Annotated in this window: 24 protein-coding genes; 8 read left to right on the top strand and 16 right to left on the bottom strand. The window is 63.7% G+C overall.

What is annotated here, in order from left to right:
- Positions 1 to 8: 8 nt before the first annotated feature.
- The 6 genes from CK218_RS07910 to CK218_RS07940 form a co-directional block, all read right to left on the bottom strand.
- Entirely contained in the window at positions 9 to 191 is a 183-nt protein-coding gene (locus tag CK218_RS07910) for a hypothetical protein (protein ID WP_143749609.1), read from the bottom strand.
- A gap of 103 nt (positions 192 to 294) precedes the next feature.
- Entirely contained in the window at positions 295 to 1,131 is an 837-nt protein-coding gene (locus CK218_RS07915) for an aspartate/glutamate racemase family protein (RefSeq protein WP_095827360.1), read from the bottom strand.
- 39 nt (positions 1,132 to 1,170) lie between these two features.
- Positions 1,171 to 2,412: a D-amino acid dehydrogenase gene (locus tag CK218_RS07920; RefSeq protein ID WP_095827361.1), complete on the bottom strand. Its 1,242-nt coding sequence runs from the start codon at positions 2,410 to 2,412 to the stop codon at positions 1,171 to 1,173.
- Between the two features lie 131 nt (positions 2,413 to 2,543).
- Complete coding sequence (locus CK218_RS07925; RefSeq protein WP_095827362.1) at positions 2,544 to 3,713, bottom strand: PLP-dependent aspartate aminotransferase family protein; 1,170 nt, start codon at positions 3,711 to 3,713, stop codon at positions 2,544 to 2,546.
- Entirely contained in the window at positions 3,710 to 5,146 is a 1,437-nt protein-coding gene (locus CK218_RS07930) for a pyridoxal-phosphate dependent enzyme (RefSeq protein WP_095827554.1), read from the bottom strand. The genes CK218_RS07925 and CK218_RS07930 overlap by 4 nt, the downstream gene beginning before the upstream one ends.
- 568 nt (positions 5,147 to 5,714) lie before the next feature.
- On the bottom strand, positions 5,715 to 5,900 hold the full coding sequence (locus tag CK218_RS07940) for a hypothetical protein (RefSeq protein ID WP_095827363.1): 186 nt from the start codon (positions 5,898 to 5,900) through the stop codon (positions 5,715 to 5,717).
- Positions 5,901 to 6,207: 307 nt separating this feature from the next.
- Here CK218_RS07940 and CK218_RS07945 point away from each other — a divergent pair, with 307 nt between their 5' ends.
- From CK218_RS07945 to CK218_RS07955, 3 genes are all read left to right on the top strand, one after another.
- Positions 6,208 to 6,570, top strand: a complete 363-nt coding sequence (locus CK218_RS07945; protein ID WP_066991454.1) for a septal ring lytic transglycosylase RlpA family protein — start codon at positions 6,208 to 6,210, stop codon at positions 6,568 to 6,570.
- A 234-nt stretch (positions 6,571 to 6,804) separates the two neighbouring features.
- Positions 6,805 to 8,082, top strand: coding sequence for a polyhydroxyalkanoate depolymerase (locus CK218_RS07950; RefSeq protein WP_095827364.1), 1,278 nt, complete (start codon positions 6,805 to 6,807; stop codon positions 8,080 to 8,082).
- A 220-nt stretch (positions 8,083 to 8,302) separates the two neighbouring features.
- On the top strand, positions 8,303 to 8,920 hold the full coding sequence (locus CK218_RS07955) for a transglutaminase-like cysteine peptidase (protein WP_066991460.1): 618 nt from the start codon (positions 8,303 to 8,305) through the stop codon (positions 8,918 to 8,920).
- 10 nt (positions 8,921 to 8,930) lie between these two features.
- Here CK218_RS07955 and CK218_RS07960 read toward each other — a convergent pair whose 3' ends face one another.
- The 4 genes from CK218_RS07960 to CK218_RS07975 all read right to left on the bottom strand — a co-directional run bounded on the left by CK218_RS07960 (position 8,931) and on the right by CK218_RS07975 (position 11,778).
- Positions 8,931 to 9,293: a helix-turn-helix transcriptional regulator gene (locus CK218_RS07960; protein ID WP_066991880.1), complete on the bottom strand. Its 363-nt coding sequence runs from the start codon at positions 9,291 to 9,293 to the stop codon at positions 8,931 to 8,933.
- 25 nt (positions 9,294 to 9,318) lie between these two features.
- Positions 9,319 to 9,837: a Smr/MutS family protein gene (locus CK218_RS07965; RefSeq protein WP_095827365.1), complete on the bottom strand. Its 519-nt coding sequence runs from the start codon at positions 9,835 to 9,837 to the stop codon at positions 9,319 to 9,321.
- Entirely contained in the window at positions 9,834 to 10,940 is a 1,107-nt protein-coding gene (locus CK218_RS07970) for a murein transglycosylase A (protein ID WP_095827555.1), read from the bottom strand. Before CK218_RS07970 ends, CK218_RS07965 begins: the two co-directional genes overlap by 4 nt.
- 130 nt (positions 10,941 to 11,070) lie before the next feature.
- Positions 11,071 to 11,778, bottom strand: a complete 708-nt coding sequence (locus CK218_RS07975) for a Tim44/TimA family putative adaptor protein (protein ID WP_095776759.1) — start codon at positions 11,776 to 11,778, stop codon at positions 11,071 to 11,073.
- A 203-nt stretch (positions 11,779 to 11,981) separates the two neighbouring features.
- Between CK218_RS07975 and CK218_RS07980 the strand changes: the two genes are divergently transcribed.
- On the top strand, positions 11,982 to 12,479 hold the full coding sequence (locus CK218_RS07980; RefSeq protein WP_095827366.1) for an FxsA family protein: 498 nt from the start codon (positions 11,982 to 11,984) through the stop codon (positions 12,477 to 12,479).
- Positions 12,480 to 12,646: 167 nt separating this feature from the next.
- Positions 12,647 to 13,147 carry a protein-export chaperone SecB gene (secB, locus tag CK218_RS07985; RefSeq protein ID WP_067323500.1) on the top strand — a complete coding sequence of 167 codons (501 nt, stop codon included), beginning with the start codon at positions 12,647 to 12,649 and terminating at the stop codon, positions 13,145 to 13,147.
- 137 nt (positions 13,148 to 13,284) lie between these two features.
- Here secB and dnaQ read toward each other — a convergent pair whose 3' ends face one another.
- The 5 genes from dnaQ to CK218_RS08010 all read right to left on the bottom strand — a co-directional run bounded on the left by dnaQ (position 13,285) and on the right by CK218_RS08010 (position 17,027).
- Positions 13,285 to 13,992, bottom strand: coding sequence for a DNA polymerase III subunit epsilon (dnaQ, locus tag CK218_RS07990; protein ID WP_067323502.1), 708 nt, complete (start codon positions 13,990 to 13,992; stop codon positions 13,285 to 13,287).
- 74 nt (positions 13,993 to 14,066) lie between these two features.
- Positions 14,067 to 14,672, bottom strand: a complete 606-nt coding sequence (gene coaE / locus CK218_RS07995) for a dephospho-CoA kinase (RefSeq protein ID WP_095827367.1) — start codon at positions 14,670 to 14,672, stop codon at positions 14,067 to 14,069.
- 1 nt (position 14,673) lies between these two features.
- On the bottom strand, positions 14,674 to 15,507 hold the full coding sequence (locus tag CK218_RS08000) for a shikimate dehydrogenase (protein ID WP_095776757.1): 834 nt from the start codon (positions 15,505 to 15,507) through the stop codon (positions 14,674 to 14,676).
- The gene (locus tag CK218_RS08005; RefSeq protein WP_095776756.1) at positions 15,500 to 16,099 is read right to left on the bottom strand and encodes a Maf-like protein; all 600 of its coding nucleotides are present in this window, start codon (positions 16,097 to 16,099) and stop codon (positions 15,500 to 15,502) included. Before CK218_RS08005 ends, CK218_RS08000 begins: the two co-directional genes overlap by 8 nt.
- A gap of 106 nt (positions 16,100 to 16,205) precedes the next feature.
- Entirely contained in the window at positions 16,206 to 17,027 is an 822-nt protein-coding gene (locus CK218_RS08010; protein WP_067323508.1) for a pyruvate, water dikinase regulatory protein, read from the bottom strand.
- Positions 17,028 to 17,429: 402 nt separating this feature from the next.
- On the opposite strand from CK218_RS08010, the gene hemE reads away from it, so the two are divergent.
- The 3 genes from hemE to rho all read left to right on the top strand — a co-directional run bounded on the left by hemE (position 17,430) and on the right by rho (position 20,424).
- Complete coding sequence (gene hemE, locus CK218_RS08015) at positions 17,430 to 18,458, top strand: uroporphyrinogen decarboxylase (protein WP_066991489.1); 1,029 nt, start codon at positions 17,430 to 17,432, stop codon at positions 18,456 to 18,458.
- Positions 18,455 to 18,991 (top strand): protoporphyrinogen oxidase HemJ, encoded by a 537-nt coding sequence (hemJ, locus tag CK218_RS08020; protein ID WP_095827368.1) that lies wholly within the window; start codon positions 18,455 to 18,457, stop codon positions 18,989 to 18,991. The genes hemE and hemJ overlap by 4 nt, the downstream gene beginning before the upstream one ends.
- 167 nt (positions 18,992 to 19,158) lie before the next feature.
- Positions 19,159 to 20,424, top strand: coding sequence for a transcription termination factor Rho (gene rho, locus CK218_RS08025; RefSeq protein ID WP_082953824.1), 1,266 nt, complete (start codon positions 19,159 to 19,161; stop codon positions 20,422 to 20,424).
- Positions 20,425 to 20,614: 190 nt separating this feature from the next.
- Here rho and CK218_RS08030 read toward each other — a convergent pair whose 3' ends face one another.
- Positions 20,615 to 22,633, bottom strand: coding sequence for a thioredoxin domain-containing protein (locus tag CK218_RS08030; RefSeq protein ID WP_095827369.1), 2,019 nt, complete (start codon positions 22,631 to 22,633; stop codon positions 20,615 to 20,617).
- Between the last annotated feature and the right edge of the window lie 7 nt (positions 22,634 to 22,640).

The raw sequence follows: 22,640 nt of genomic DNA on the forward strand, positions 1-22,640 counted from the left end.
CGGGTCGCCTACTTCACCGAGCTGGTGATGGTCCTGTCGATGGCGTCGTGATCGCGGTCGTTGCCGGCAAGCGCGCCGATGATCAGCAGGCTGACGATGATCGGGACGAACAGGATCGCCACACGCGCCTGCACGTAGAAGATGGCGCGCCATTCATTGCGCTTTTCGGGGCTGTCGTTCATCGCGCTCACTCTGTCCTGCCTCCCGAGGGCAGGACATAGTAGCGAAGCGTTAAGCAACCTTTTCCGCAAACGTTAACCGGCGGATTTCGAACAGGCCAATCTGCCAATTGGATCAGGCAATCGGCAACGCGAACAGCCGGCCGCCGGCCGGCACGACGTCATCGATGCCGGCGAGCCGCAGGCAGTGCCAGGCCATGGCGTGGTTGGACGAGGTGACGGGAATGCCGATGCGCCGTTCGAGATCCGCCACCGCCTCGGCGACGCGCAGGCTGGTGCAGGAAATGAAGATCGCGTCCACGCCGGGCGCCGCCGCCATGCGCTCGGCCGCGGCCTCGATCGAGGCGAGCGATATGCGGGCCGCCTCGCGGTCGTCGCGCCGGTCGAAAGTAGCGACGGCGGCGATATCGAGGCCCCGTCCGGTGAAATAGGTGACGAGACCCTGGTTGATCTCGGGGGCATAAGGCGTCAGCAGGCCGATGCCCTTGGCGCCGAGCGCCTTGAAGGCGGCAAGCGCGCCCGTCACCGGCGTGGTGCAGGCGACGCCCGGCCGCGCCTTCCTGATCTCGGCGAAGACGGCTTCCTCGCCGAGCGTCATGGTGGCCGAGGTGCAGCCGAAGCCGACGACGTCGAGCGGAATGCTGGGCAGGATGAGGTCGACGGTCGGCGCGATGCGCGGGCCGATGGCGCGCAGCGTGTCGGGGGTGATGTCGTTGTCGTTGAAGAGGCGGGCCTCGTAGAAGGCGACGCCCGGAATGCGCACCAACGCGCGGAACTCATGCTCCAGCGTCTGGTCGGTGGCGAGGATCGCAAGCCCGATCGCCGCGCGCGAGGCAAGGCCGCCGTCGAGTTCGGACGGAAGCACGCCCAGATCGACCGGCTTGGGATCGACGGGCTTGGGATCGACCGGTCCCGAAGATTGAGGGCGGGTAGCAGCCGCGCTGATGGACATGGCATTCCCTTTCTTGGCCGATCCCCCGGGATCATGCTCTCAATTCAAAAGACCGTCCATCGAGATGGCCGGCTTGCGGCCGGCGATCAGGTCGGCGGTGATGCGCGCCGAGCCATGCGACATGGTCCAGCCGATATGGCCGTGCCCGGTGTTGAGATAGAGATTGCCGAGGCGGGGGCGCCCGAATTCGGGCAGATTGTTCGGCGTCATCGGCCTCAAGCCCGCCCACATCTCGGCGCGGTCATAGTCGGCGCCCTCGGGATAAAGCTCCTGCGTCACGCCCTTCATGAAGGCGAAATCGGCCGGCCTGTGGCTGATGTCGTAGCCGGCGAATTCGGCCGTGGCGGTGACGCGCAGCCGGTCGCCGAAGCGCGACACGGCGACCAGATTGTGCTCGTCGATCGCCGCGATGGCCGGCGGCCGAGGCCGGTTGCCGATCGGAATGGTCAGCGAATAACCCTTGATCGGGTAGATCGGCAGGTTGATCCCGACGGTCTTCGCGATCAGCGGGCTGTAGGAGCCGAGCGCCAGCACATAGGCGTCGCCCTTGACGCTGCCCTTGTCGGTCAGCACCTGGGTGACGCCATCGCCCGAGGTCTCGATGCCGATGATGGTCGTGCCGGTGCGGATTTCGCCGCCGCGCTCGACGATCTTCGCGGCAAGCGCCCGGGTGAACTTCGCCGGGTCGCCGGTCTCGTCGGTCGGGCAATGGATGCCGCCGGCGATCTTTTCCCGCGCGGAAGCCAGCGACGGGTCGAGCGCGACGATGGCGTCGCGGTCGAGCACCTTGATCAGCTGGCCGTCCGATTCCAGCAGCCGCATGTGCTCGACGCCTTTATCAAGCGCCTGCTGGCTGCGATAGAAATAGAGGATGCCGCGATCGTTGCGGTCGTAGTCGATCTGCTCGTGGGCAATCACCTCGTGCAGCACGCTCTGCGAATAGACGGCAAGCCGATGCTTGAGCAGCGTGTTGCGCCTGGCCTTCTCGGCCGTGCATTCCATCAGGAACAGCCACGACCAGCTGTAGAGCGTCGGATCGGCCGAGAGCTTGAAGCGCAGCGCCTGATCCTTGAGCACCAGCGATTTCAACAGGATTAATGGCGCCCTGGGCGACGACCAGACGAAGGAATGTCCCGGCGCAATCATGCCGGCATTGCCCCAGCTGGTCTCGGCGGCGACTTGGCTCTGGCGCTCGAGGACGACCACCTCGTGCCCGTCCTTCTGCAGCTGATAGGCAGTGGTGACGCCGACAACGCCGCCACCCAACACGATCACGCGCATCACGCCTCCGGAGATCGCATGTTGTTAGGCAGTTTAGTCGGTGGATTGCGGTCTGCAATGGCACAGGCACCGAGATGTCGGCGGGACAGAGGGAGGCGCGAAGGATCACAACGATTGATCCTCGAAGGCACTCACCCCCGCAACGCCTGCTCCAGATCCGCGATCAGATCATCGCCATCCTCGATACCGGCCGACAGGCGCACCAGCGAATCCGATATACCGATCGCCCCGCGCTTCTCCGCCGGGATCGATCCGTGCGTCATCAGCGCCGGATGCTCGATCAGGCTTTCGACGCCGCCGAGGCTTTCGGCGAGCGTGAACAGCTGCGTGCGTTCGAGGAAGCGTTTTGTCCCGGCAAGGTCGCGGTCGAGATCGACCGAGATCATGCCGCCGAAGGCGTGCATCTGGCGCTTGGCGATCTCGTATTGCGGGTGGCTGGCGAGGCCGGGATAGATGACGCGGCGTACGTCCTTCCGCGCTGCCAGCCATTGCGCGATCTTGAGGCCGTTGGCGGAATGGCGCTCCATCCGCAACGCCAAAGTCTTGATGCCGCGCAGCGCCAGAAAACTGTCGAACGGACCGGAGATGGCACCGACGGCGTTCTGCAGGAATTTCAATTGCGCCGCGAGGTCCTTGTTGTCGCCGACGACCGCCACGCCGCCGACCATGTCGGAATGGCCGTTCAAGTATTTCGTCGTCGAGTGGACGACGATGTCGATGCCGAGCTCCAGCGGCCGCTGGATGTAGGGGCTGGCAAAAGTGTTGTCGGCGACAGTCAGCAGGCCTTTGCGCTTGGCCAGCGCCGCCAGGCCTTCGAGGTCGACGACACGCAGCAGCGGGTTGGTCGGCGTCTCGACCCAGAGCAGGTTTGTCTCAGGGCGGATCGCTCTCTCGACCGCGGCGAGATCGGTGAAATCGGCAAAGCTGACCTGCAGGCCGGCGGAACGCTTGCGCACCCGCTCCATGAGCCGGAACGAGCCGCCATAGATGTCGTCGGTGGCCACCACATGGGCGCCGGCGTCGAAAAGCTCCAGCACAGTGGCTATCGCGGCCAGGCCTGAGGCGAAGGCGAAGGCCGCGGTGCCGCTTTCGAGGTCGGCGACGGCCCGTTCGAAGGCGAAGCGCGTCGGGTTCTGGCTGCGAGCATACTCAAAACCCTTGTGCACGCCGGGCGACTGCTGGCCATAGGTGGAGGTGGCGTAGATCGGCACCATCACCGCGCCGGTCAGCGGATCGTGGCTCTGGCCGCCATGGATGGTGCGAGTGGAAAAGGCCAGGCGGTTCTTGCCGTTCGAAGTCATTTTGCGCGACGCCTCAGATGGTTGATCAGGTCGATACGGGTTATCAGGCCGATGAATTCGTCGCCGTCGAAGACGATGGCGACCTCGTTGCGGTCGAAAACGGGCAGCAGTGCATCGAGCGCCTGGCTGGCCTGCAGCGTGTGCAGGTTGGAGGTCATGGCCGTGCGCACCGGCGCATTGAAGCGATCCCAGCGGCCGTCATAGGGGCCGTCGACCTTGGCCAGGATATCGCTCTCGTCGACGATGCCGACGAGCTTGCCGTCATCCAGCACCGGGAGCTGCGAGACATCGGAGCGGCGCATGCGGCCATAGGCGTTGAGCAGGGTTTCCTCGGGGCCCACGGTCACGATGTCACCAGTGCGCGGCGAGCGCATGACGAGGTCGCGCAGGTCGCCGTGCTGCTCCTGGTCGGCCAAGCCCTGCTCGGCGAGCCAGATGTCGTCGAAGACCTTCGACAGATATTTGTTGCCGCTGTCGCAGACCAGGGTGACCACGCGTTTGGACGTCGTCTGATCGCGGCAGTAGCGCAGTGCCGCCGACAGAAGCGTGCCGGACGACGAGCCGGCCAGGATGCCTTCCTTGGACAGCAGGTCGCGCACCGCCAGCATGCTCTGCTTGTCGGGAATGGAATAGGCCTTCTTGACCAGCGACAGATCGGCATTGGGCGGCACGAAATCCTCGCCGATGCCTTCGACGGTCCAGCTGCCGGCCTCTGTCATCTTGCCGGTCTTGATCAACGGCGCCAGCACCGAGCCGACCGGATCGGCAAGCACCATCTCGGTCTTCGGCGAATGCTTCGCGAAAAAGCGGCCGACACCGGTGAGCGTGCCGCCGGAACCGACGCCGACCACCACCGCGTCGACATCGCCTTCGAGTTGCGAAAAGATTTCCGGGCCGGTGGTGCTTTCGTGCGCCAGCGGATTGGCGGGATTGGCGAACTGGTTGGCATAGAAGGCGCCGGGAATTTCGGCGGCGATCTTCTCGGCCATGTCCTGGTAATATTCGGGATGGCCCTTGCCGACATCGGAGCGGGTCATGCGCACCTCGGCGCCTAAAGCGCGCAGATGCTGGATCTTCTCGCGCGACATCTTGTCGGGCACGACGAGGATGATGCGGTAGCCCTTGGGAATGCCGACCTGGGCGAGGCCGAGGCCGGTGTTGCCGGCGGTGGCCTCGACGATGGTGCCGCCGCGCTTCAGCCTGCCATCCTTCTCGGCGGCCGCGATCATCGACAGCGCGATGCGGTCCTTGATCGAGCCGCCGGGGTTCTGGCTCTCGAGCTTGATGAACAGCCGGCACTTGCCGGTATCGAATTTGGTGAGCTCGACCACCGGCGTCTGGCCGATCAGGTCGAGCACGGAGGCGTAAGGCGGACGCAACCGCGACAAAGCGCTTTCCGCGCCGTCCGGCGCCGCTTTCCTGTGCACGCTCATCTCGGACCCTCCATGGGAAGCAGTTTCGACGGGATCGGCCGTCACCAGTCTGCGCATGATGCCGCCGAACGCCATGCCGGGTGCGCAGATCACACGCCTTTGTCTTTTCCAGCCCTTTTCATCCGGAAAGAAGATAGATCGTGCCATTCCGGCGACGAGTGGCGGAATGGGATTTCGCGGGCGGCGCAGCACCGCCTCTCAATGTCGAAAGCCGGCGGGACAGCGCCCCCCTCTGTCCTGCCGGACATCTCCCCCACAAGGGGGGAGATTGGAGCTCGACCCTTGGCGCCCTTGCTTGCAAATGTTGGCGATTGGCGAAAGCCGACGCGACATCTGATCTCCCCACCTGTGGGGGAGATGGCCGGCAGGCCAGAGGGGGGCGCCGTAGAGCGCCGACCTCAGCAGAAATTTCACCCCAGCAACTGCTTGCTGAGCTTCGCGCGTTGCGCGCGGATGTCGGGATGGCGTCGATCTCGAAGAGGCCCGGCGTCAGCGGTCCGACGGCGGGAGTCTGCGCGCGTCGCTTCGACCGTCCAACCGGACGCGCGGCGCCATCTTGCCGGTCGGATCAAACGCGCGGGCGGTTTGCCCAACGGAGGCCGAGCAGGCCGAGCAGCGTGGTGACGAGCCCGATATAGAGCCATTCCCTCTGGCCGGTCATGAAGCTGCCCTGGACCAGCCCAAGCCCTTGCAGCGACCACAGCACGCCGATCGCCAGCACGATCAGCGCCAGTAAATTCCTGATCAGTCGCATCGGCGAAATCCCCGCGCAAAGTCGATCCTTCACCGGAACGCGCGCGCAGTAAAGGAGCAGAAGGAAGCGAAGCAATCGCTTCCTCTTTTACTTGCGCCCCGAGGGCCGCTCCTACTCGGGACTTCCTGCAAAACCGGGTCGGTCTCCATGAAGAATACGCTGGCGCTCGCGGAAGATGTCATGACAAACTGTTTCGCGGCGACTCCAAACGTGTGCCTTTGCCATGGAACCGCCAGACGCTTGCCGCATTTCATGCCTCATTCGGCACTTAGGGCGGGTTGTCTATAACGGAGCCCACCCCTAAAAGATGAATAAAACCAACCGCACCGCGCTTGTCGCGGCAACGATCGCGGCTGGCCTGATGGCTGGCGCCTCTTCCGCCTCTTCAGCCGCCGCACAATGCGGCCGCGCTTCCTGGTACGCGCTGCATTCCAGAACCGCCTCCGGCGAGCGCATGAACCCCGCCGCGCTGACTGCAGCGCACCGCAGCTTGCCGTTCGGCACCAAGCTCAGGGTCACCAACAAGAACAACGGCCGCAGCGTCGTCGTGCGCATCAACGATCGCGGCCCATTCGTCCGGGGCCGCGTGCTCGACCTCTCCCGCGGCGCCGCCACCCAGCTCGGCTTCATCGGCTCGGGCCACACCGCAGTCTGCATGGCGCGCGTTTAAGATGTCGGTGTCCGGCAAGAGGGAGCCGGACATATTTCCTACACATTGCGGCAGCGCACAGTGAGCCGGCTCCGCCATACGTGGCGAGTTTTCAACAGTTTGGACCAAAGCAGCATTCGTCACTCCAATTGACGTATTGCATCGCAACAATATCTTGTTAACCTCACTGCGAGACATTCAAGGCTCGGCGCTGCTCGTCGGCCCTTTGGTCGTCAGGCAGCAGCGGGGTTCTTGATGTTCTACCAGCTCTACGAACTGAACCATGCGGCGCTGCAGCCCGCCCGCCTTTACGCAGATGCAGTGCGGTTCTTCTATTCCAACCCGCTCAATCCGGTTTCGCATACGGCGCTCGGCCGTTCCGTCGCGGCAGCCGCGGAACTCTTCGAGCGCACGACGCGCCGCTACGGCAAGCCTGAATTCGGCCTGACCAAGGCGGTGGTCGACTGGAAGAGCGTCGACGTCGCCGAACGAACCGTGTGGTCGAAGCCGTTCTGCAACCTCGTCCGCTTCGAGCGCCAGCTTCCCGCGGGCCGCAAGCCAGATCCGAAGCTCCTGATCGTGGCGCCGATGTCCGGCCATTATGCAACGCTGCTGCGCGGCACGGTCGAGGCGATGCTTCCGCACGCCGACGTGCACATCACCGACTGGGTCGACGCCCGCATGGTGCCGCTGTCGCAGGGCAGCTTCGATCTCGACGACTATATCGACTATGTCATCGAGATGTTCCACGCGCTGGGTCCCGATACCCATGTGATGGCAGTCTGCCAGCCCTCGGTGCCGGTGCTGGCGGCGGTGGCGCTGATGGAAAAGCGCGGCGACCCCTTCGTGCCGTCGACCATGACGCTGATGGGCGGGCCGATCGACACCCGCCGCAATCCGACCGCGGTCAATCTGCTCGCCGGGGAAAAGGGCACCGACTGGTTCCGCGAGAACGTCATCATGCAGGCGCCTTGGCCGGTGCCCGGATTCGGCCGCGATGTCTATCCCGGTTTCCTGCAGCTTTCGGGCTTCATGAGCATGAATCTCGATCGCCACATCATCGCCCACAAGGACTTTTTCATGCACCTTGTGAAAAACGACGGCGACAGCGCCGAGAAGCACCGTGACTTCTACGACGAATATCTGGCGGTGATGGACCTGACGGCGGAGTTCTACCTGCAGACGGTCGACACGGTGTTCGTGCGCCACGCCTTGCCGAAGGGCGAGATGACGCATCGCGGCGAGGCCGTCGATCCCCAGGCGATCCGCAATGTCGCGCTGTTCACCGTCGAGGGCGAGAACGACGACATTTCCGGGCTCGGCCAGACCCGGGCCGCGCATGAGCTTTGCGTGAACATCCCGGCCGACCGTCAAGCCCACTACATGCAGCCGGCCGTCGGCCATTACGGCGTCTTCAACGGCTCGCGGTTCCGGTCGGAGATCGTGCCGCGCATCCTGGACTTCATCTCCAGCTACGGCCGCCAGACCCGCCTGGCGGCGAAGCCAAAGCTGGTCCGTTCCGCCAAGAGCTGAGCGGGAAGCGGACGCGGCTCGGCGCCGCTCGAAGCGAGTGACCTTTCCGTGCAACCAATGTTCAGGGCGGACCGGCGTCCCGACGCCGCTGTTGCCAAACTGCCGCTATGCGGGCCTGGCGGGTAACCATGCCACCAAACTAGCCGTTGTCTTCAATTGACACGGACTGTAAATCCCCCTTAACGTTTCGTTAATAAACAAGGGCGGACCCCGGGGGACAATGACTTCCTCACCGATGGCGCGGATGCTGCGTTTGTGTGCAGTCGCAGGGCTGGCGATCTCGGCCCACTGGGCGGTTCCGGCATGGGCTGCCGGCGCCATGGCCACCGGCGGCCTGACCTCGCAGCCGATCGGACATTACGACTTCTGCAAGACGCATCCGAGCGAATGCAACATTCGCCCGGCCAATCTCGCGCCGGCCAAGCTGACCGATGCTCTGTGGCGCAAGCTGATCAACGTGACCGCCAAGGTCAACGCCGCCGTCAAGCCGATGAGCGATCTCGACAATTACGGCAAGGACGAGGTCTGGACCTATCCGGACAACGGCTTTGGCGACTGCGAGGACTATGTGCTGGAGAAGCGGCGCCAGCTCTACCGCATGGGCATCTCGCTTGCGGATCTCTTGATCACCGTCGTGCGCAAGCCGGACGGCGAAGGCCATTCCGTGCTGACGGTGCGCACCGACAAGGGTGACTACATCCTCGACAATTTGACCGACAAGGTCCAAGCCTGGGACGAGACCGGCTACCGTTATCTCAAGCGCCAGGCGATCGACAACACCGGCCGCTGGGTGTCGATCCGCGATGGCCAGCAGCTGCTGGTCGGCTCGGTGCAGTAGATCTCCGGAACTACCTTCTCAGCGCCGCACGAATCGACGCGCTGAGGCGGCGCAGCTCCGCCTCGTCCAGCTTCTCGATGCTCTCGGCCAGAAGATTAGCCAGTTCGGTCGCGGCCGGCGACAGGCCCGACGTATCGATCCTGACCCGTGGATGCGAGGTTTCGGCGAGGCGGGCAAGGTCCTCGGCGTCGTCCCAGATGATGTTGAAATAGCCGATGATCTTCTGGATCAGCGTCCAGGTCGGCGCGCCGCGGCGGCCATGCTCGAGCGCCGACAGATAGGCGGCGCTGACGCCGATGGCCTGCGCCATCGCCTTCTGGCTGACGCCGCGCTCGGCGCGCAGCGCCCTCAGCCTCTCGCCGAACGGGGTCACTGTTGCGTCCTCATGGCCGGCGTCCTCATGCGCGCGTCCGCCTGAGCCGCACATAGAGCGCGCCCGAGCCGCCATGGTTGCGGGCGGCGTGATCGTGGCTCGAAACCAGATGCCGGAAAGCCGGGGTCGACAGCCAGTGCGGCACCGAGCGGCGCAGGATGCCGTCGCCGCCGGACGATGAGCCCTTGCCGGTGATGACCAGCACATAGCGGATGCCGCCGGCATGGGCGCGGTGCAGGAAAGTGAGGAGCAGCGAATAGGCCTGGTCCTGCGTCATGCCGTGCAGATCGACCCTGCCCTCGATCGGCAGCCGCCCTTTTTTCAGTTTCTCGTGCGTCTGGTCGTCAAGCGAATGCGCGACGTGCTGCGGCTTCGGCTTCGCGGCAGCGGCGGGAACGCCGTTGGCCGGCGTGGGCGCCGGCGTCGGCTCGACAATATCGGGAATCTCGACCGCGGCCTTGCCTTTGAGGGGCCGCGTCGTGCGCGCCACCAGGTTCCAGAGGATGCGATCGTCGTCGCTCAGCGTGTCGTGGCGGCGGTTCACGCGTGCCCCCTATCGAACAGCCCGCGCGGGACCAGCGCATAAAAGTCGGCGACGTTGCGCACGACGCCGGCGATCTCGCCCGCGGCATCGCCCGAGCCGGCGAAGAGATCGCCTCGCGCCGCTCCGGTGATGGCCGAGCCGGTGTCCTGCGCGATCATCAGCCGCCGGAACGGTTTTCCGCCGAAAGCGGTGAGCGTTGGCGCAACGATATGGAAGGGCGTGCCGAAGGTGTGCAGCAGCCGGTCGACGGCGACCGAGCGGCCGGGCGTCAATGGCACCTTGGCGGCGGCAATGGGACCGAGCTCCGGGTCGTCGACCGGCGCCTCACGAAAGAAGATGTAGGAGCGGTTCTGCCAGAGGATCTCGTCGACCCGCTCAGGATGCGCCTTGAACCAGGCGCGGATCGACTGCATCGTCACTTGTTCCAGCGGGATTTCGCCGGTCTCGCTCAGGATCCTGCCCGGCCCAGTGAAGCGCTGGCCGGATTTTGCGGCATAGGTGACGCGGCAGAGCCGACCATCGGCCATCTTCAGCCGCGCCGCTCCCTGCACATGGATGAAGAAGGCATCGACCTTGTCGGCGAGCCAGGCAATCTCGAGGCTCCGCCCGGACAGCGCGCCGCGCTCGATGGCGCCGCGATCGAAATATTCGACCGGACCTGTCGTCGTCGCGCGCGCGAAGGCGAGATAGGGATCCATCTCGAGGGGCCGATTTTTATCGTCGATGTCGACCAGATCGGCGGGACGGGAGAGCAGCGGCACCGTGAACCGCTCCGTCCTCACCGGCGAGGCCTCGACCTCCGGCTCATAGAAGCCGGTGACGAGGCCGGCGCCGCCGCTTTCGGCCGCCACCAAAGCCGGAGCGAAATGGCGCTCGAAGAAGGACCGCGCCTCCGACCGATTCGCCGGCGAAACGGAGCGCGCCTCAGTATAGGCCTCGGCGAAAGCGGCGAACGCGACGCCGAGCGAACGGGTTCGATAGGGCTTGGTCAGGACGTGGAAAGCCGAACGTTTGAACGCCGCGAAGGCGGCGAGGTGATCATCCTCGTTCCAGCCGGGCAGGTCGCCGAAGGATTTTTCCTTGAATGCCGAAGACAGCGACATGACAGCCGCCACTAGAGCCGGATGATTTCAGGCCGGATCGACCTGAAATCTGAATCCGGCTCCAAATTAAAGAGATGGAGCATGATGGCGTCCGAAAACCGCTCCACACTTTTCGGCATCATGCTCTAGGTCAATCTTCTTCTTCCGTGGCGACCAGCTTCCAGTTCGGATCACGCGACCGGGTATCGCGGAAGAAGGTCCAGACGTCCTTGACCTCGGCGACTTTTTCCGGATCGCCGTCGATGACGGCGCCGACCTTGTCGCGGGTCGCCGAGATCAGCTCGCTGACGATGCGCAGCGTGATATGCGCCTCGGTGCCCTTCATCTCGGCGGCGACGACATCGACCTTGTCGATGCCGACGAAGGAAGACTGGATCTTTTCCGCTTTCGCCTCGCGCTCGCCGATCGCGGCGACGAAGCTGTCATAGACCTCGCGCGACAACAGGTTCTTCAGCGTTTTGCGGTCGCCGTCGGCAAAGGCCATGACGATCATCTCGTAGGCCATCTTGGCGCCGTCGATAAAGGTCTTCGGATCGAAGGACGGATCGTTGTCCTTGATCGCGCGCAGGCCCTTGTTGAGATCGCTGTCCGGCTTGGCGAAAGCGTCGATCGCGGCATAGGTCTCCGCCGCCGGTTCCCCCGGTATGCGCTTGCGCGGCAGCGACACCACATTCTCGGACTTCTGCGCCGCGTCCTGCTCGCGCGTGCGGCTTGCCGAATAAGGATCGAAGGGCGGGCGTTCGTTTCCGGTGCGACGGCCCAGCACGTTGCGAAGCTGGAAGAAGATCACAACCGCCGCAATCAAAAAGAAAATCGTGCCGAAGTCGAAGAAACCCATATCTTCCGCCAATTCGATCCCTGTCCAGGCCGGACCACCAGAGCCCCTAGAATGGCGGCGGTCGCATAGCGTTCATTACCCAAAGCATATAGAACGGCGGGCGCAATCATTCAAATCAAAGCCAGCCATACCTATCTAAAGGTCCTAGTGCCAGCGGCGATTTCCCGCGAGGCCCGCAAAAGAAGAAAGCGACCGGTCTCAATTTGCGCATTTCGTTCATTCCCCTGTTCCTGCTCCTGCTGCCGCTTCTGGAGATCGCCGGCTTCGTCATCGTTGGCCGCGAAGTCGGCGCTTTGGCGACGATTGGGCTCGTCATCCTCTCCACCATTGCCGGCAGCCTGCTCCTTCGGCACCAGGGTTTCGGCGTGATGGCGCGGGTGCGGACGGAGATGGATGCCGGGCGCGATCCAAGCCGCCAACTCGCGCATGGCGCGATGATCGTGCTGGCGGCAATCCTGCTCATCATTCCGGGCTTCATCACCGACATTATCGCCATCCTGCTGCTCCTGCCGCCGGTGCGCGATCTTGCCTGGCGCCTGCTCAAGAACCGCATCGTGATGGCGACCAGCTTCAGCAGCGGCTTTTCGGCCCGCCGCCGCGACAAGGTCATCGATCTCGATGACAGCGACTTTTCGCGCCAGGAGGACTACAAGCGCGGGCCGGATCACAATTCGCCTTGGCGGCGGCTGAAAGACGACTAGGTCTGCTTTAGGGTCCGCTCGAATAGCTGTCTCATGCGCGCCGTCGCCCCGAAACGGCTGCGCAGTTTCAGGCGGCGCGCAAAACTTGTCTTGTCCTGCCGAGCATGATAGCGAACCCCGATTTCAATCCGGTCAGCAATGCTGCCCAGGCAAAAGGACAAAGGCTCATGGCCAGCAATGATGATGCCGCGGCAGCCGCCGCCAATGGCAACGGCAAACAGGAACAGCCCTCGCTCAACGTGCTTGCGCAATATGTGAAGGACCTGTCCTTCGAAAGCCCCGGCGCGCCGAACTCGCTGCGCGGCCGCGACAAGGCCCCGGGCATCGCCATCAATGTCAACGTCAACGCCAACCCGCTTTCGGACAAGCAGTTCGACGTCAATCTCACATTGAATGCCAAGGCCTCCTTCGACCAGGAAGTGCTGTTCAACGTCGAATTGGTCTATGGCGGCGTCTTCGCCATCAGCGGCTTCCCGCAGGAGCACATGCTGCCGATCCTGTTCATCGAATGCCCCCGGCTGCTCTTCCCCTTCGCGCGCCAGATCATCGCGGACGCCACCCGCAACGGCGGCTTCCCGCCGCTGATGCTCGACCCGATCGATTTCGCGCAGATGTTCCAGCAGCGCATCGCCGAGGACCAGGCCGCAAGCAAGGTCCAGGTGAGCTGAGGAGACTCACCACCCCTCGTATCGAGAGCCCGGCTTCGCGCCGGGCTTTTTTGCTAAGGGTTGCTCGGGTCAAGCTCGGGCATGACGAAGGGATGGGCGGCTCGGCTAATCGCGTCGGTTCAGGGAGCGCCCCCCGCTCAACCCGCAGACGCCACCTTCAGCCACAACGCCTTTTCGCCGAGCGTGCCGACAAGCCCGGCATGTGCCGCCCGATCCGCCTCGGTGAGGCGCGGCGGCAGCGCGATCGGCCTTGCGCCGATCGAGATATCGATATCGGCGACTTCGCCGCTGCCGTTCATCTGCACGGCCACGGTTTCCAGAACCAGCGCCGCCTGTTTGCCGCCGATGAGCTCGATATAGACTTCGGCCAGCAATTCGGAGTCGAGAAGCGCCCCGTGCTTGGTGCGGCGGGTATTGTCGATGCCGTAGCGGCGGCAGAGCGCGTCCAGCGAGTTCGGACCCATCGGATGCTTGCGGCGCGCGATCGCCAGCGTGTCGACGATGCGGCCGGGATCGATGGCCGGATGACCGAGCCGGCTGTATTCGAGGTTGAGGAAGCCAAGGTCGAAAGTGGCGTTGTGGGCGATCAGCTTGGCACCGTCGGTGAAGGCCAGCCATTCCTCGGCGATTTCGGCAAAGGTCGGCTTGCCGGCCAGATCCGCCGCGCTGATGCCGTGCACGGCCTGCGCCTCGGCGTGAATGGCGCGGCCTTGCGGATTGATGAACTTGTGGAAGGTGCGGCCGGTCGGGAAACGGTTGACCAGCTCGACGCCGCCGAGCTCGATGATGCGGTCGTCGCGCAAATCGAGGCCGGTGGTTTCGGTGTCGAAGATGATCTCACGCATTCGAATCAGCCCGCTCTAAAGAGCAGAATCACAAACCGGAACAAAATGGCAATGGGGACTGCTGACGGCGGCCGTCAGGAAGCGTTTTTGCCGGACTTATCCCCGGTCAATTCGCTGACGATGGCTGCCACCGCCGCACGTGCGGCATCATAACCCTGGCCGGTGTCGACGATGAAATCCGCCTGACGGCGTTTCTCGGCGTCAGGCACCTGCTTGGCGAGGATGGAAGCGAATTTTTCTTCGCTCATGCCGGGTCTGGCGAGCACGCGGGCGCGCTGGATCTCGGCCGGCGCGGTGACGACCACGACCTTGTCGACCCGGTTGCGGCCGCCGGTCTCGAACAGCAACGGGATGTCGAGCACCGCAATCGGCGCCCCGGCCGCACGATGGCGGGCCAAAAAGGCGTCGGCGTCGGCCCGCACCAGCGGGTGGATGATCGCCTCCAGCTTTTTCAGCGCGGCGGAATCGCCCAGCACTGTCTCGGCGAGCCTTGCACGATCCACCACGCCCGCTTTTGTCGTGCCGGGAAAGGCTCGTTCGACCAGGGGTGCTGCCTTGCCGGCATAGAGGCGATGCACGGTCTCGTCGGAATCATGCACCGGAACGCCGGCCTCGGCGAACATCTTTGCCGTGGTCGACTTGCCCATGCCGATCGATCCGGTGAGGCCGAGCACGATCATGTCAATGCGCTTCGATGTCGGCGACGATCATGCGCCGCAATTGCGGCGTCACCTGCGGCCGCTTGCCGAACCAGCGCTCGAAGCCGGGCACGGCCTGGTGCAGCAGCATGCCGAGGCCATCGACGGTCTTCAGGCCGCGCGCCCTGGCGGCAGCTAGCAGCGGTGTCTCCAGCGGCACATAAACGATGTCGGTGACGATGGCGTGGCCAGGCAGACCGGCCGGATCGGCGGCGAGGATCTCGTTGCCATGCATGCCGAGCGCGGTGGTGTTGATGAGCAGGCCAGCGTCGGAAAGCAATTCGCCGACCGCGCCGGCGCCATGCGCCGAAACCCCGGCGCCAAACCGGTCGGCGAGTTCCTCAGCCCTTGCCAGCGTACGGTTGACGATGCGGATGTCGTTGATACCCCGGTCCTTCAGCGCGTGGACGACGGCGCGGGAGGCGCCGCCCGCGCCCAGCACCACGGCCGGACCATTCGCCGCCCAGCCGGGGGCATGTTCATCGAGATTGCCGGCAAAGCCGAGAGCGTCGGTATTGCCGCCCCACAGCACGCCGTCTTCCAGCCACAGCGTGTTGACCGCGCCGATGGCTTCGGCGGCCTCGTCGCGGCGCGCGACCAAGGCGAAGGCTGCTTCCTTGTGCGGGATGGTGACATTGCCGCCGCGATAGCCATTCTCGTCCAGCGATTTCAGGAATGCTGCGAAATCCTCCGGCCGAACGTCGATAGCCTGGTAGCTGCCGTCGATGCCGTATTCCTCCAGCCAGTGGCGGTGGATCTTCGGCGAGCGCGAATGCGCGATCGGGTGGCCGGTGACGAAGGCCCGCTTCTCAACCATCGATCGCTCCCAATGCGCGCAGCTCCTTCAGCACCGGCAACAGCGGCAGGCCGACGATGGTGAAATAGTCGCCCTCGATCTTCTCGAAGAGTTGGATGCCCTCGCCCTCGATCTGGTAGGCGCCGACACTCGCCAGCGCCTTGGCGCCGACGCGCGCCAGGTGGCGGCCGATGAAGGCGGGATCGAGCTTGCGCATGGTGAGGCTGGCGATGCCGACATGCCGCCACAGCACTTCGCCATCTCGGCAGAGGACGACGGCGCTGTTCAGCTGATGGGTCTTGCCTGACAAGGCCAGGAGATGCCTCCGCGCGCCTTCCATATCGGCCGGCTTGTGGAAAATTTCGTCGCCAAGCGACAGCGTCTGGTCGCAACCGAGCACCAGCGCGCCCGGCCGGCGCTCGCTGACCTCGGTCGCCTTGGCTTCGGCAAGGATCGAAGCGACATCTTCGGGAGAGACACCGCTGTCCTGCAAGGGCGCCTCGAGCGCGCGCTCGTCGACATCTGCCGGCACCGCCTCGATGTCGAGCCCGGCATTGATAAGCATTGCCTTGCGGAACGGGCTGCCCGAAGCGAGGACGATTTTGCCGGCCATACTGGTTCACCAACGGTTGCGATCCGTCCAGCGCCCCTCATCCGTCTCGGCGCTATGCGCCGAGCCACCTTCTCTCAGGACGGAATGCTCACTGATATCGCCTGCCCTAGCGCGTCTTGCCCCGCAGGGCAACGATCGCCGCCGCGGTTTCCTCGATCGAGCGCCGGCTGACGTCGATCATCGGCCAGCCATGCCTGGTGCAGAGCTGACGCGCGTAGGCGAGCTCCTCGGCGATGGCGGCGCGGTCGACATAGTCGGTCGGCACGTAGTTGTTGCTGTTGCCGAGGATGCGGTTCTGGCGAACATGCGAGATGCGCTCGGCCGTGGCAACGAGGCCGACGATCAGCGGCGTCCTGGCGTTAATCAGGCTTTCCGGCAGCGGCACGCCGAGCACGATCGGAATGTTGGCGGTCTTGATGCCGCGATTGGCGAGATAGATGCTCGTCGGCGTCTTGGAGGTGCGCGAGATGCCGATCAGCACGACATCGGCATCGTCCATGTTGGCCGGCAACTGGCCGTCGTCATGCTCCATGGTGAAGTTCAGCGCATCGATGCGGCGGAAATATTCGGCGTCGAGCACATGCTGGGCGCCGACGCGCCGGCCGGCCGGCGTGCCGAGATAGGACTGGAAGACGCTGAGCACGGGCTCCAGCACCGAAACGCAAGGCAGGCCCATGGCGGCGCAGCGCTCGTCGATGCTGCGCGCGAGCTTCTGGTCGACCACGGTGTAGAGAATGATGCCGGGCTCCTCCTCGATATCCTCGAACACCTTGGCGACCTGCTTTTCCGTGCGGATCAGCGGATAGATGTGCTCGATGGCGCGTGCGTCCTTGTATTGGGCGGAGGCGGCGCGGCCTGCCGCCAGCAGCGTCTCGCCGGTAGCGTCGGAAATCAGATGCAGATGGAAGAAGCTCTGGGGTTTGTTCACAAGAGTTGGTTCCAGACTGTGGGCAGATGTGGACAAGGTTGGACAGAAAGGTCGTGACGTCGAAGGCGACTGTATCAGATGCCACCTTGTCCACAATTCTCCCCGCTGTAGGCTTTGTCGGGGCGCTGGGGACAAAACCGGGGATCAACTTTTCTTGGCCGATATCATCCACAGCTCGAGGTCCGCAGCAGAAAAGCCAAGCCGCTGACTCGAAAGCCTGAATCCGGTTCGTCCCCAGATCCCTCCAAATTGAGAAAGCGGCTGCGCGACAATATGCTGACTGGCCTTTTCGAGCGGCAGGCGGGACAGGTCGCAACCACCACAACCAACAGACTCTTAGAATCAGAAGACTCTTTTAAAATAGATATTTGATTTAAGAGACCTGGAGAGGGCGAGCACTGGATGGCTGGGAAACGGATCATGCTGGACGTCCTCAAGGGCGAGACGGTTTCACCGCCGCCGCTCTGGATGATGCGTCAGGCAGGGCGTTATCTGCCGGAGTATCGCGAGACCCGGAAGCGGGCCGGTTCTTTCCTCGATCTCTGCTACGATCCGGATCTTGCCGTCGAGGTGACGCTGCAGCCGATCGAGCGCTTCGGCTTCGATGCTTCAATCCTGTTTTCCGATATCCTGGTTGTGCCCGATGCGCTGGGACGAGATGTCCGCTTCGAAGAGGGACACGGGCCGATCCTCAAGCCGATTGCGGCGGCCGAAATCGAGGCCCTGGACGGCCAAACGTTTCACGTGAATCTCGAACCGGTCTACGAAACGGTCCGCCGTCTGCGTGAGAAGCTTCCGGTGGAAACGACCTTGATCGGCTTCTGCGGCGCGCCGTGGACGGTGGCGACCTATATGATTGCCGGCCACGGCACGCCGGATCAGGGACCGGCCAGGCTTTTTGCCTATCGCGAGCCGGAGGCCCTTGCGCGGCTCCTGAAGATACTGGCCGATCATTCGGCCGCCTATCTCATCCGCCAGATCGAGGCCGGCGCCGATGTGGTGCAGATTTTCGACTCCTGGTCGGGTGTTCTCGATGAAGCGTCCTTTGAGGCGTTTTGCATCGAGCCCGTTGCGGAGATTGTCCGGCAAGTGAAGGCCGCGCGTCCGGATGTTCCGGTGATCGGGTTCCCCAAGGGCGCCGGCGAGCGCTATCGCGATTACAGGAAGAAGACCGGGATCACCGGGCTCGGTCTCGACTGGACCGTGCCGCTGTCGATGGCAAAGGAATTGCAAAGCGAAGGCGCGGTGCAGGGCAATCTCGATCCGCTTCGCCTGGTTGCCGGCGGCAGGGCGCTGGCCGACGGCGTCGACGCCATCCTTCGCACGCTGGGCAACGGGCCGCTGATCTTCAATCTCGGCCACGGCATCACGCCGGAAACGCCTGTGGCACATGTCGAGGCCATGGTGAAAATGGTGCGGAGCCATCGATGACAGAGACGACCAACGAGAACAGCGCCGGCCAGGCGATGAAGCGCATGTTGATCGGCATCGTTCTGCTGGTCGTCCTGACCGCCCTGCTCTTCCTTGTGGCGCCGGACAGCTTCTATCCCTGGGCGAAGGCAATCCATGTGATTGCCGTCATCGCCTGGATGGCCGGGATGCTCTATCTGCCTCGGCTTTTCGTCTATCATGTCGACGCCGAGAAAGGCTCCGTGCAGTCCGAGACCTTCAAGGTGATGGAGCGCCGGCTGCTGCGCGCCATCATCAACCCGGCGATGACCGTGACCTGGGTGTTCGGGCTTTGGCTCGCCTGGAAGGGCTTCGGTTTCCAGGGCGGCTGGCTGCACGCCAAGATCCTCGCCGCGCTGCTGCTTTCGGGTCTGCACGGCTATCTCGCCGGCGCGGTGAGAAAATTTGCCGAGGACAAGAACGAAAAGCCGGCGAGGCACTGGCGGATCGTCAATGAACTCCCCACATTGCTGATGATCGTCATCGTCATCCTGGTCATCGTGAAGCCGTTCTGAGGCTTCCCCACACCCGGCAAAAGGCGGCTTGCTCTTTCAGGCGACCGACGATAAAAGACGGGTCTTCCTTCCCGTCATGCGCCGCCCCTTTCTCGCTTTCGGCCGCGCCCGGCATTTGTCGCATCCAGCCGATTTTTTCTCCCCAAAGCCTACCCAGAGTCCATCTAATGCAAGAAATGAAACTCGCAGAGTTCAAGAATAAGAAGCCGCCGGAGCTGATCGCTTACGCCGAATCGCTCGAGGTGGAGAACGCCAGCGTCATGCGTAAGCAGGAGCTGATGTTCGCGATCCTGAAAAAGCTCGCCATCCAGGACGTCGAGATCATCGGCGAAGGCGTGGTCGAGGTACTGCAGGACGGTTTCGGCTTCCTGCGCTCGGCCAACGCCAATTACCTGCCGGGTCCCGACGATATCTATATTTCACCGTCGCAGATCAGGCGCTTTTCGCTGAAGACCGGCGATACGGTCGAAGGGCCGATCCGCAGCCCGAAAGAGGGCGAGCGTTATTTCGCGCTGCTCAAGGTCAACACCATCAATTTCGATGATCCGGAGAAGATCCGGCACAAGATCCACTTCGACAACCTGACGCCGCTCTACCCGACCTCGCGGCTGAAGATGGAGGTCGACAATCCCCCGACCAAAGACATCTCGCCGCGTGTGATCGACCTGGTGGCGCCGATCGGCAAGGGCCAGCGAGCGCTGATCAACGCTCAGCCGCGCACCGGTAAGACGGTGCTGTTGCAGAACATCGCGCACTCGATCACCGCCAACCATCCGGAATGCTACCTGATCGTTCTTCTGATCGACGAGCGTCCGGAGGAAGTCACCGACATGCAGCGCTCGGTCAAGGGCGAAGTCATTTCCTCGACCTTCGACGAACCGGCGGCGCGCCATGTGCAGGTCGCCGAAATGGTGATCGAGAAGGCCAAGCGCCTGGTCGAGCATGGGCGCGATGTCGTCATCCTGCTCGATTCCATCACCCGCCTGGGCCGCGCCTACAACACCGTGGTGCCGTCATCCGGCAAGGTGTTGACCGGCGGTGTCGACGCCAACGCGCTGCAGCGTCCGAAGCGCTTCTTCGGCGCCGCCCGCAACATTGAGGAAGGCGGGTCGCTGACCATCATCGCCACCGCGCTGATCGACACCGGCAGCCGCATGGACGAAGTCATCTTCGAAGAGTTCAAGGGAACCGGTAACTGTGAAATTCAGCTCGACCGCAAGGTGGCCGACAAGCGCATCTACCCGGCGATCGACATCCTCAAGTCCGGGACCCGCAAGGAGGACCTTCTGGTGCCGCGTTCGGATCTGCAGAAGATCTTCGTGCTGCGCCGGATCCTTGCGCCGATGGGAACGACGGACGCGATCGAATTCCTCATCGACAAGCTCAAGCAGACCAAGACCAACGCCGATTTCTTCGATTCGATGAATACATGATCGGGCAGGGCGAGAGAGCGGTCCTTTCTTCGGCATACAAGGCGGAGCAAGGAGCGAAGCGACGTCGCGTAGAACCCTAAGTTCATGCCGTTGTTTTTGAGCTTTGCGGCGGTGCAAAATTCTGCACCGCTGCATTCGTGGAGAATCTCGGCGACATACATCCTGGGTCAAACCGAGGAGACGAAGCTGTCTATCCCCGCCGCAACAGCTTCTCCAACTCGCCCGCATCCGTAACCGCCGGCAGGCATGTCTGTCCGCTGCAGAACCAGGCTCCCGGCTTGTCCGTCGGCGGCAGCACGCCGCCCGGCAAAAGCGGTTGATTCGCTTCCGTACCGATGGGCAGTACGATATCGACCCGGCGTGGATCGGAACTGCGATTCGCCACCGGAACAAGGCTTGAGGAATCAAGTTTGTCTATGATGACGAGCTTCAGCGGTTCGAGTGCCAGGGCGCAGGCGTTGATGATGCCGGCCTGGCCGTAGGCTTGCTGCGCGGCGCGACCCATGGCGTGTTCGGCTGTCGTCCATGCCTTTGCCCAAAGATCGTGATCGCCGGTAAGGGACGAGAGCCGGACCAGCGCCTCGATGATTTGGCCCGTGGCGGAGGGGATTGCCTCATCGACATCGCCGCGGATACGGATCGGCACATCGACGCTGTCGGACGCCGTCAGATAATAGCCGGTCTTTTCAGGATCCTGATGCCAGCGGTCGAGCCGATCGATGAACTGCCGGGCATGGTCCATATAGGCAGAACTGCCGGTTGCCTCGAACAGCGCGATCGCCGCGTTGGTCATGGCGGCATAGTCGCTCGACAGCGCGGGGAAAAGCTTCTTGTCGCCGAGCATCGAATGCGGCAGGCGGCCGTCCTTGCTGGCTTCGACGATGTGAGCGAAGGCCTTGACGGCGGCGTCCACCCAGTCGGCTCGTCCGAAGGAGCGGCCCGCTTCCGCGAGGGCCGCAATCATCAATCCGTTCCAATCGGTAAGCGCCTTGCCGTCGCGGCCGGGCCTGACGCGATTTTCTCTGGCAGCTAGCAATTTCGCCTTCAGTGACGCGAGCTGAGCGTCATCGCTGATCCCTTGGCGCGGCTGTGCCTCGCTCTGGCGGATGATGGGCTTGCCTTCCCAGCCATGCGGAGCGGCGAGCTCGAAAGATTGGAAGAAGCGAGCGGAATCAGCACCGAGTGCGGCTTCAACCTCTTCCCCGCTCCAGGTGTAGAACAACCCCTCCTCGCCTTCGCTGTCGGCATCGAGGCTGGCAGCGAAGGCGCCCGCCTCGACGCGCATTTCCCGCAGCAGCCAGGCCACAGTTTCCTCGATTCGCTTCCGAAACAACTCATTGCCTGTTGCTGCAAAGGCCCAATTGCACATGCGGATGAGCTGGGCGTTGTCGTAAAGCATCTTCTCGAAATGCGGGACCAGCCATTCGGCATCGGTCGAGTAACGGCTGAGACCGCCGCCGACATGGTCGTAGATGCCGCCGGCGAGCATTTTTTCCAGGCTGATGAGCACGGCGTCGCGATGGGCGGTCTGGCCCTCGCGCAGCCAGGACAGCCACAGACTGTGCATGAAGGGCGCGTTGGGGAATTTCGGCGCGCCGCGCAAGCCGCCGAGATCGCCGTCGACCATGCCCTCGATGCGACCGGCGAGATCGGCAAGCGTGCCGCGGTCGAGCACCGCCTTTCCCTTCGCGCCGGCCAGCCGCTGCTCGACATGGGTGGTCAGCGCGTCGGCGCTTTGGCCAAGGCTCTCCTGCTTCTCGCGCCAGGCCTTGTCGACCGCCTCCAGCACCTGGACAAAGCCCGGCCGTCCATAGCGCGCCTCACGCGGAAAATAGGTGCCGCCCCAGAAAGGCTTGCCATCGGGGGTGAGGAACATGGTCAGCGGCCAGCCGCCCTGCTCGCCCATGGCATGGAGTGCCGCCATGTAGATCTGGTCGATATCCGGGCGCTCCTCGCGATCGACCTTGATATTGACGAAGAGGCGGTTCATGACGGCGGCGACGGCATCGTTCTCGAAGCTTTCATGGGCCATGACATGGCACCAGTGGCAGGCGGCATAGCCGATGGACAGCAGGATCGGCCGTCCGAGTTCCTTCGCCTCGGCAAGGGCGTCCGGCGACCAGCTCCGCCAATGCACGGGATTGTCGCTGTGCTGCTGCAGATAGGGGCTGGCCTCTTCGGCAAGCAGGTTTCGCGCGGGCAAGGTCACGATGAGC

Origin of the sequence: Mesorhizobium sp. WSM3879, assembly GCF_002294915.1 — a bacterium.
Classification (GTDB): domain Bacteria; phylum Pseudomonadota; class Alphaproteobacteria; order Rhizobiales; family Rhizobiaceae; genus Mesorhizobium.

What these genes read in the sequence shown, in the direction of transcription:
- CK218_RS07950 (WP_095827364.1), top strand. Translation starts at nt 6,805, where the DNA reads ATGTTCTACCAGCTCTACGAACTGAACCATGCGGCGCTGCAGCCCGCC.
- CK218_RS07940 (WP_095827363.1), bottom strand. Translation starts at nt 5,900, where the DNA reads ATGCGACTGATCAGGAATTTACTGGCGCTGATCGTGCTGGCGATCGGC.
- dnaQ (WP_067323502.1), bottom strand. Translation starts at nt 13,992, where the DNA reads ATGCGTGAGATCATCTTCGACACCGAAACCACCGGCCTCGATTTGCGC.
- CK218_RS07975 (WP_095776759.1), bottom strand. Translation starts at nt 11,778, where the DNA reads ATGGGTTTCTTCGACTTCGGCACGATTTTCTTTTTGATTGCGGCGGTT.
- CK218_RS07915 (WP_095827360.1), bottom strand. Translation starts at nt 1,131, where the DNA reads ATGTCCATCAGCGCGGCTGCTACCCGCCCTCAATCTTCGGGACCGGTC.
- rho (WP_082953824.1), top strand. Translation starts at nt 19,159, where the DNA reads ATGCAAGAAATGAAACTCGCAGAGTTCAAGAATAAGAAGCCGCCGGAG.
- coaE (WP_095827367.1), bottom strand. Translation starts at nt 14,672, where the DNA reads ATGATCGTGCTCGGCCTCACCGGATCGATCGGCATGGGCAAGTCGACC.
- CK218_RS08000 (WP_095776757.1), bottom strand. Translation starts at nt 15,507, where the DNA reads ATGGTTGAGAAGCGGGCCTTCGTCACCGGCCACCCGATCGCGCATTCG.
- CK218_RS07920 (WP_095827361.1), bottom strand. Translation starts at nt 2,412, where the DNA reads ATGCGCGTGATCGTGTTGGGTGGCGGCGTTGTCGGCGTCACCACTGCC.
- secB (WP_067323500.1), top strand. Translation starts at nt 12,647, where the DNA reads ATGGCCAGCAATGATGATGCCGCGGCAGCCGCCGCCAATGGCAACGGC.
- hemJ (WP_095827368.1), top strand. Translation starts at nt 18,455, where the DNA reads ATGACAGAGACGACCAACGAGAACAGCGCCGGCCAGGCGATGAAGCGC.
- CK218_RS07945 (WP_066991454.1), top strand. Translation starts at nt 6,208, where the DNA reads ATGAATAAAACCAACCGCACCGCGCTTGTCGCGGCAACGATCGCGGCT.
- CK218_RS07925 (WP_095827362.1), bottom strand. Translation starts at nt 3,713, where the DNA reads ATGACTTCGAACGGCAAGAACCGCCTGGCCTTTTCCACTCGCACCATC.
- hemE (WP_066991489.1), top strand. Translation starts at nt 17,430, where the DNA reads ATGGCTGGGAAACGGATCATGCTGGACGTCCTCAAGGGCGAGACGGTT.
- CK218_RS07930 (WP_095827554.1), bottom strand. Translation starts at nt 5,146, where the DNA reads ATGAGCGTGCACAGGAAAGCGGCGCCGGACGGCGCGGAAAGCGCTTTG.
- CK218_RS07955 (WP_066991460.1), top strand. Translation starts at nt 8,303, where the DNA reads ATGACTTCCTCACCGATGGCGCGGATGCTGCGTTTGTGTGCAGTCGCA.
- CK218_RS08005 (WP_095776756.1), bottom strand. Translation starts at nt 16,099, where the DNA reads ATGGCCGGCAAAATCGTCCTCGCTTCGGGCAGCCCGTTCCGCAAGGCA.
- CK218_RS07970 (WP_095827555.1), bottom strand. Translation starts at nt 10,940, where the DNA reads ATGTCGCTGTCTTCGGCATTCAAGGAAAAATCCTTCGGCGACCTGCCC.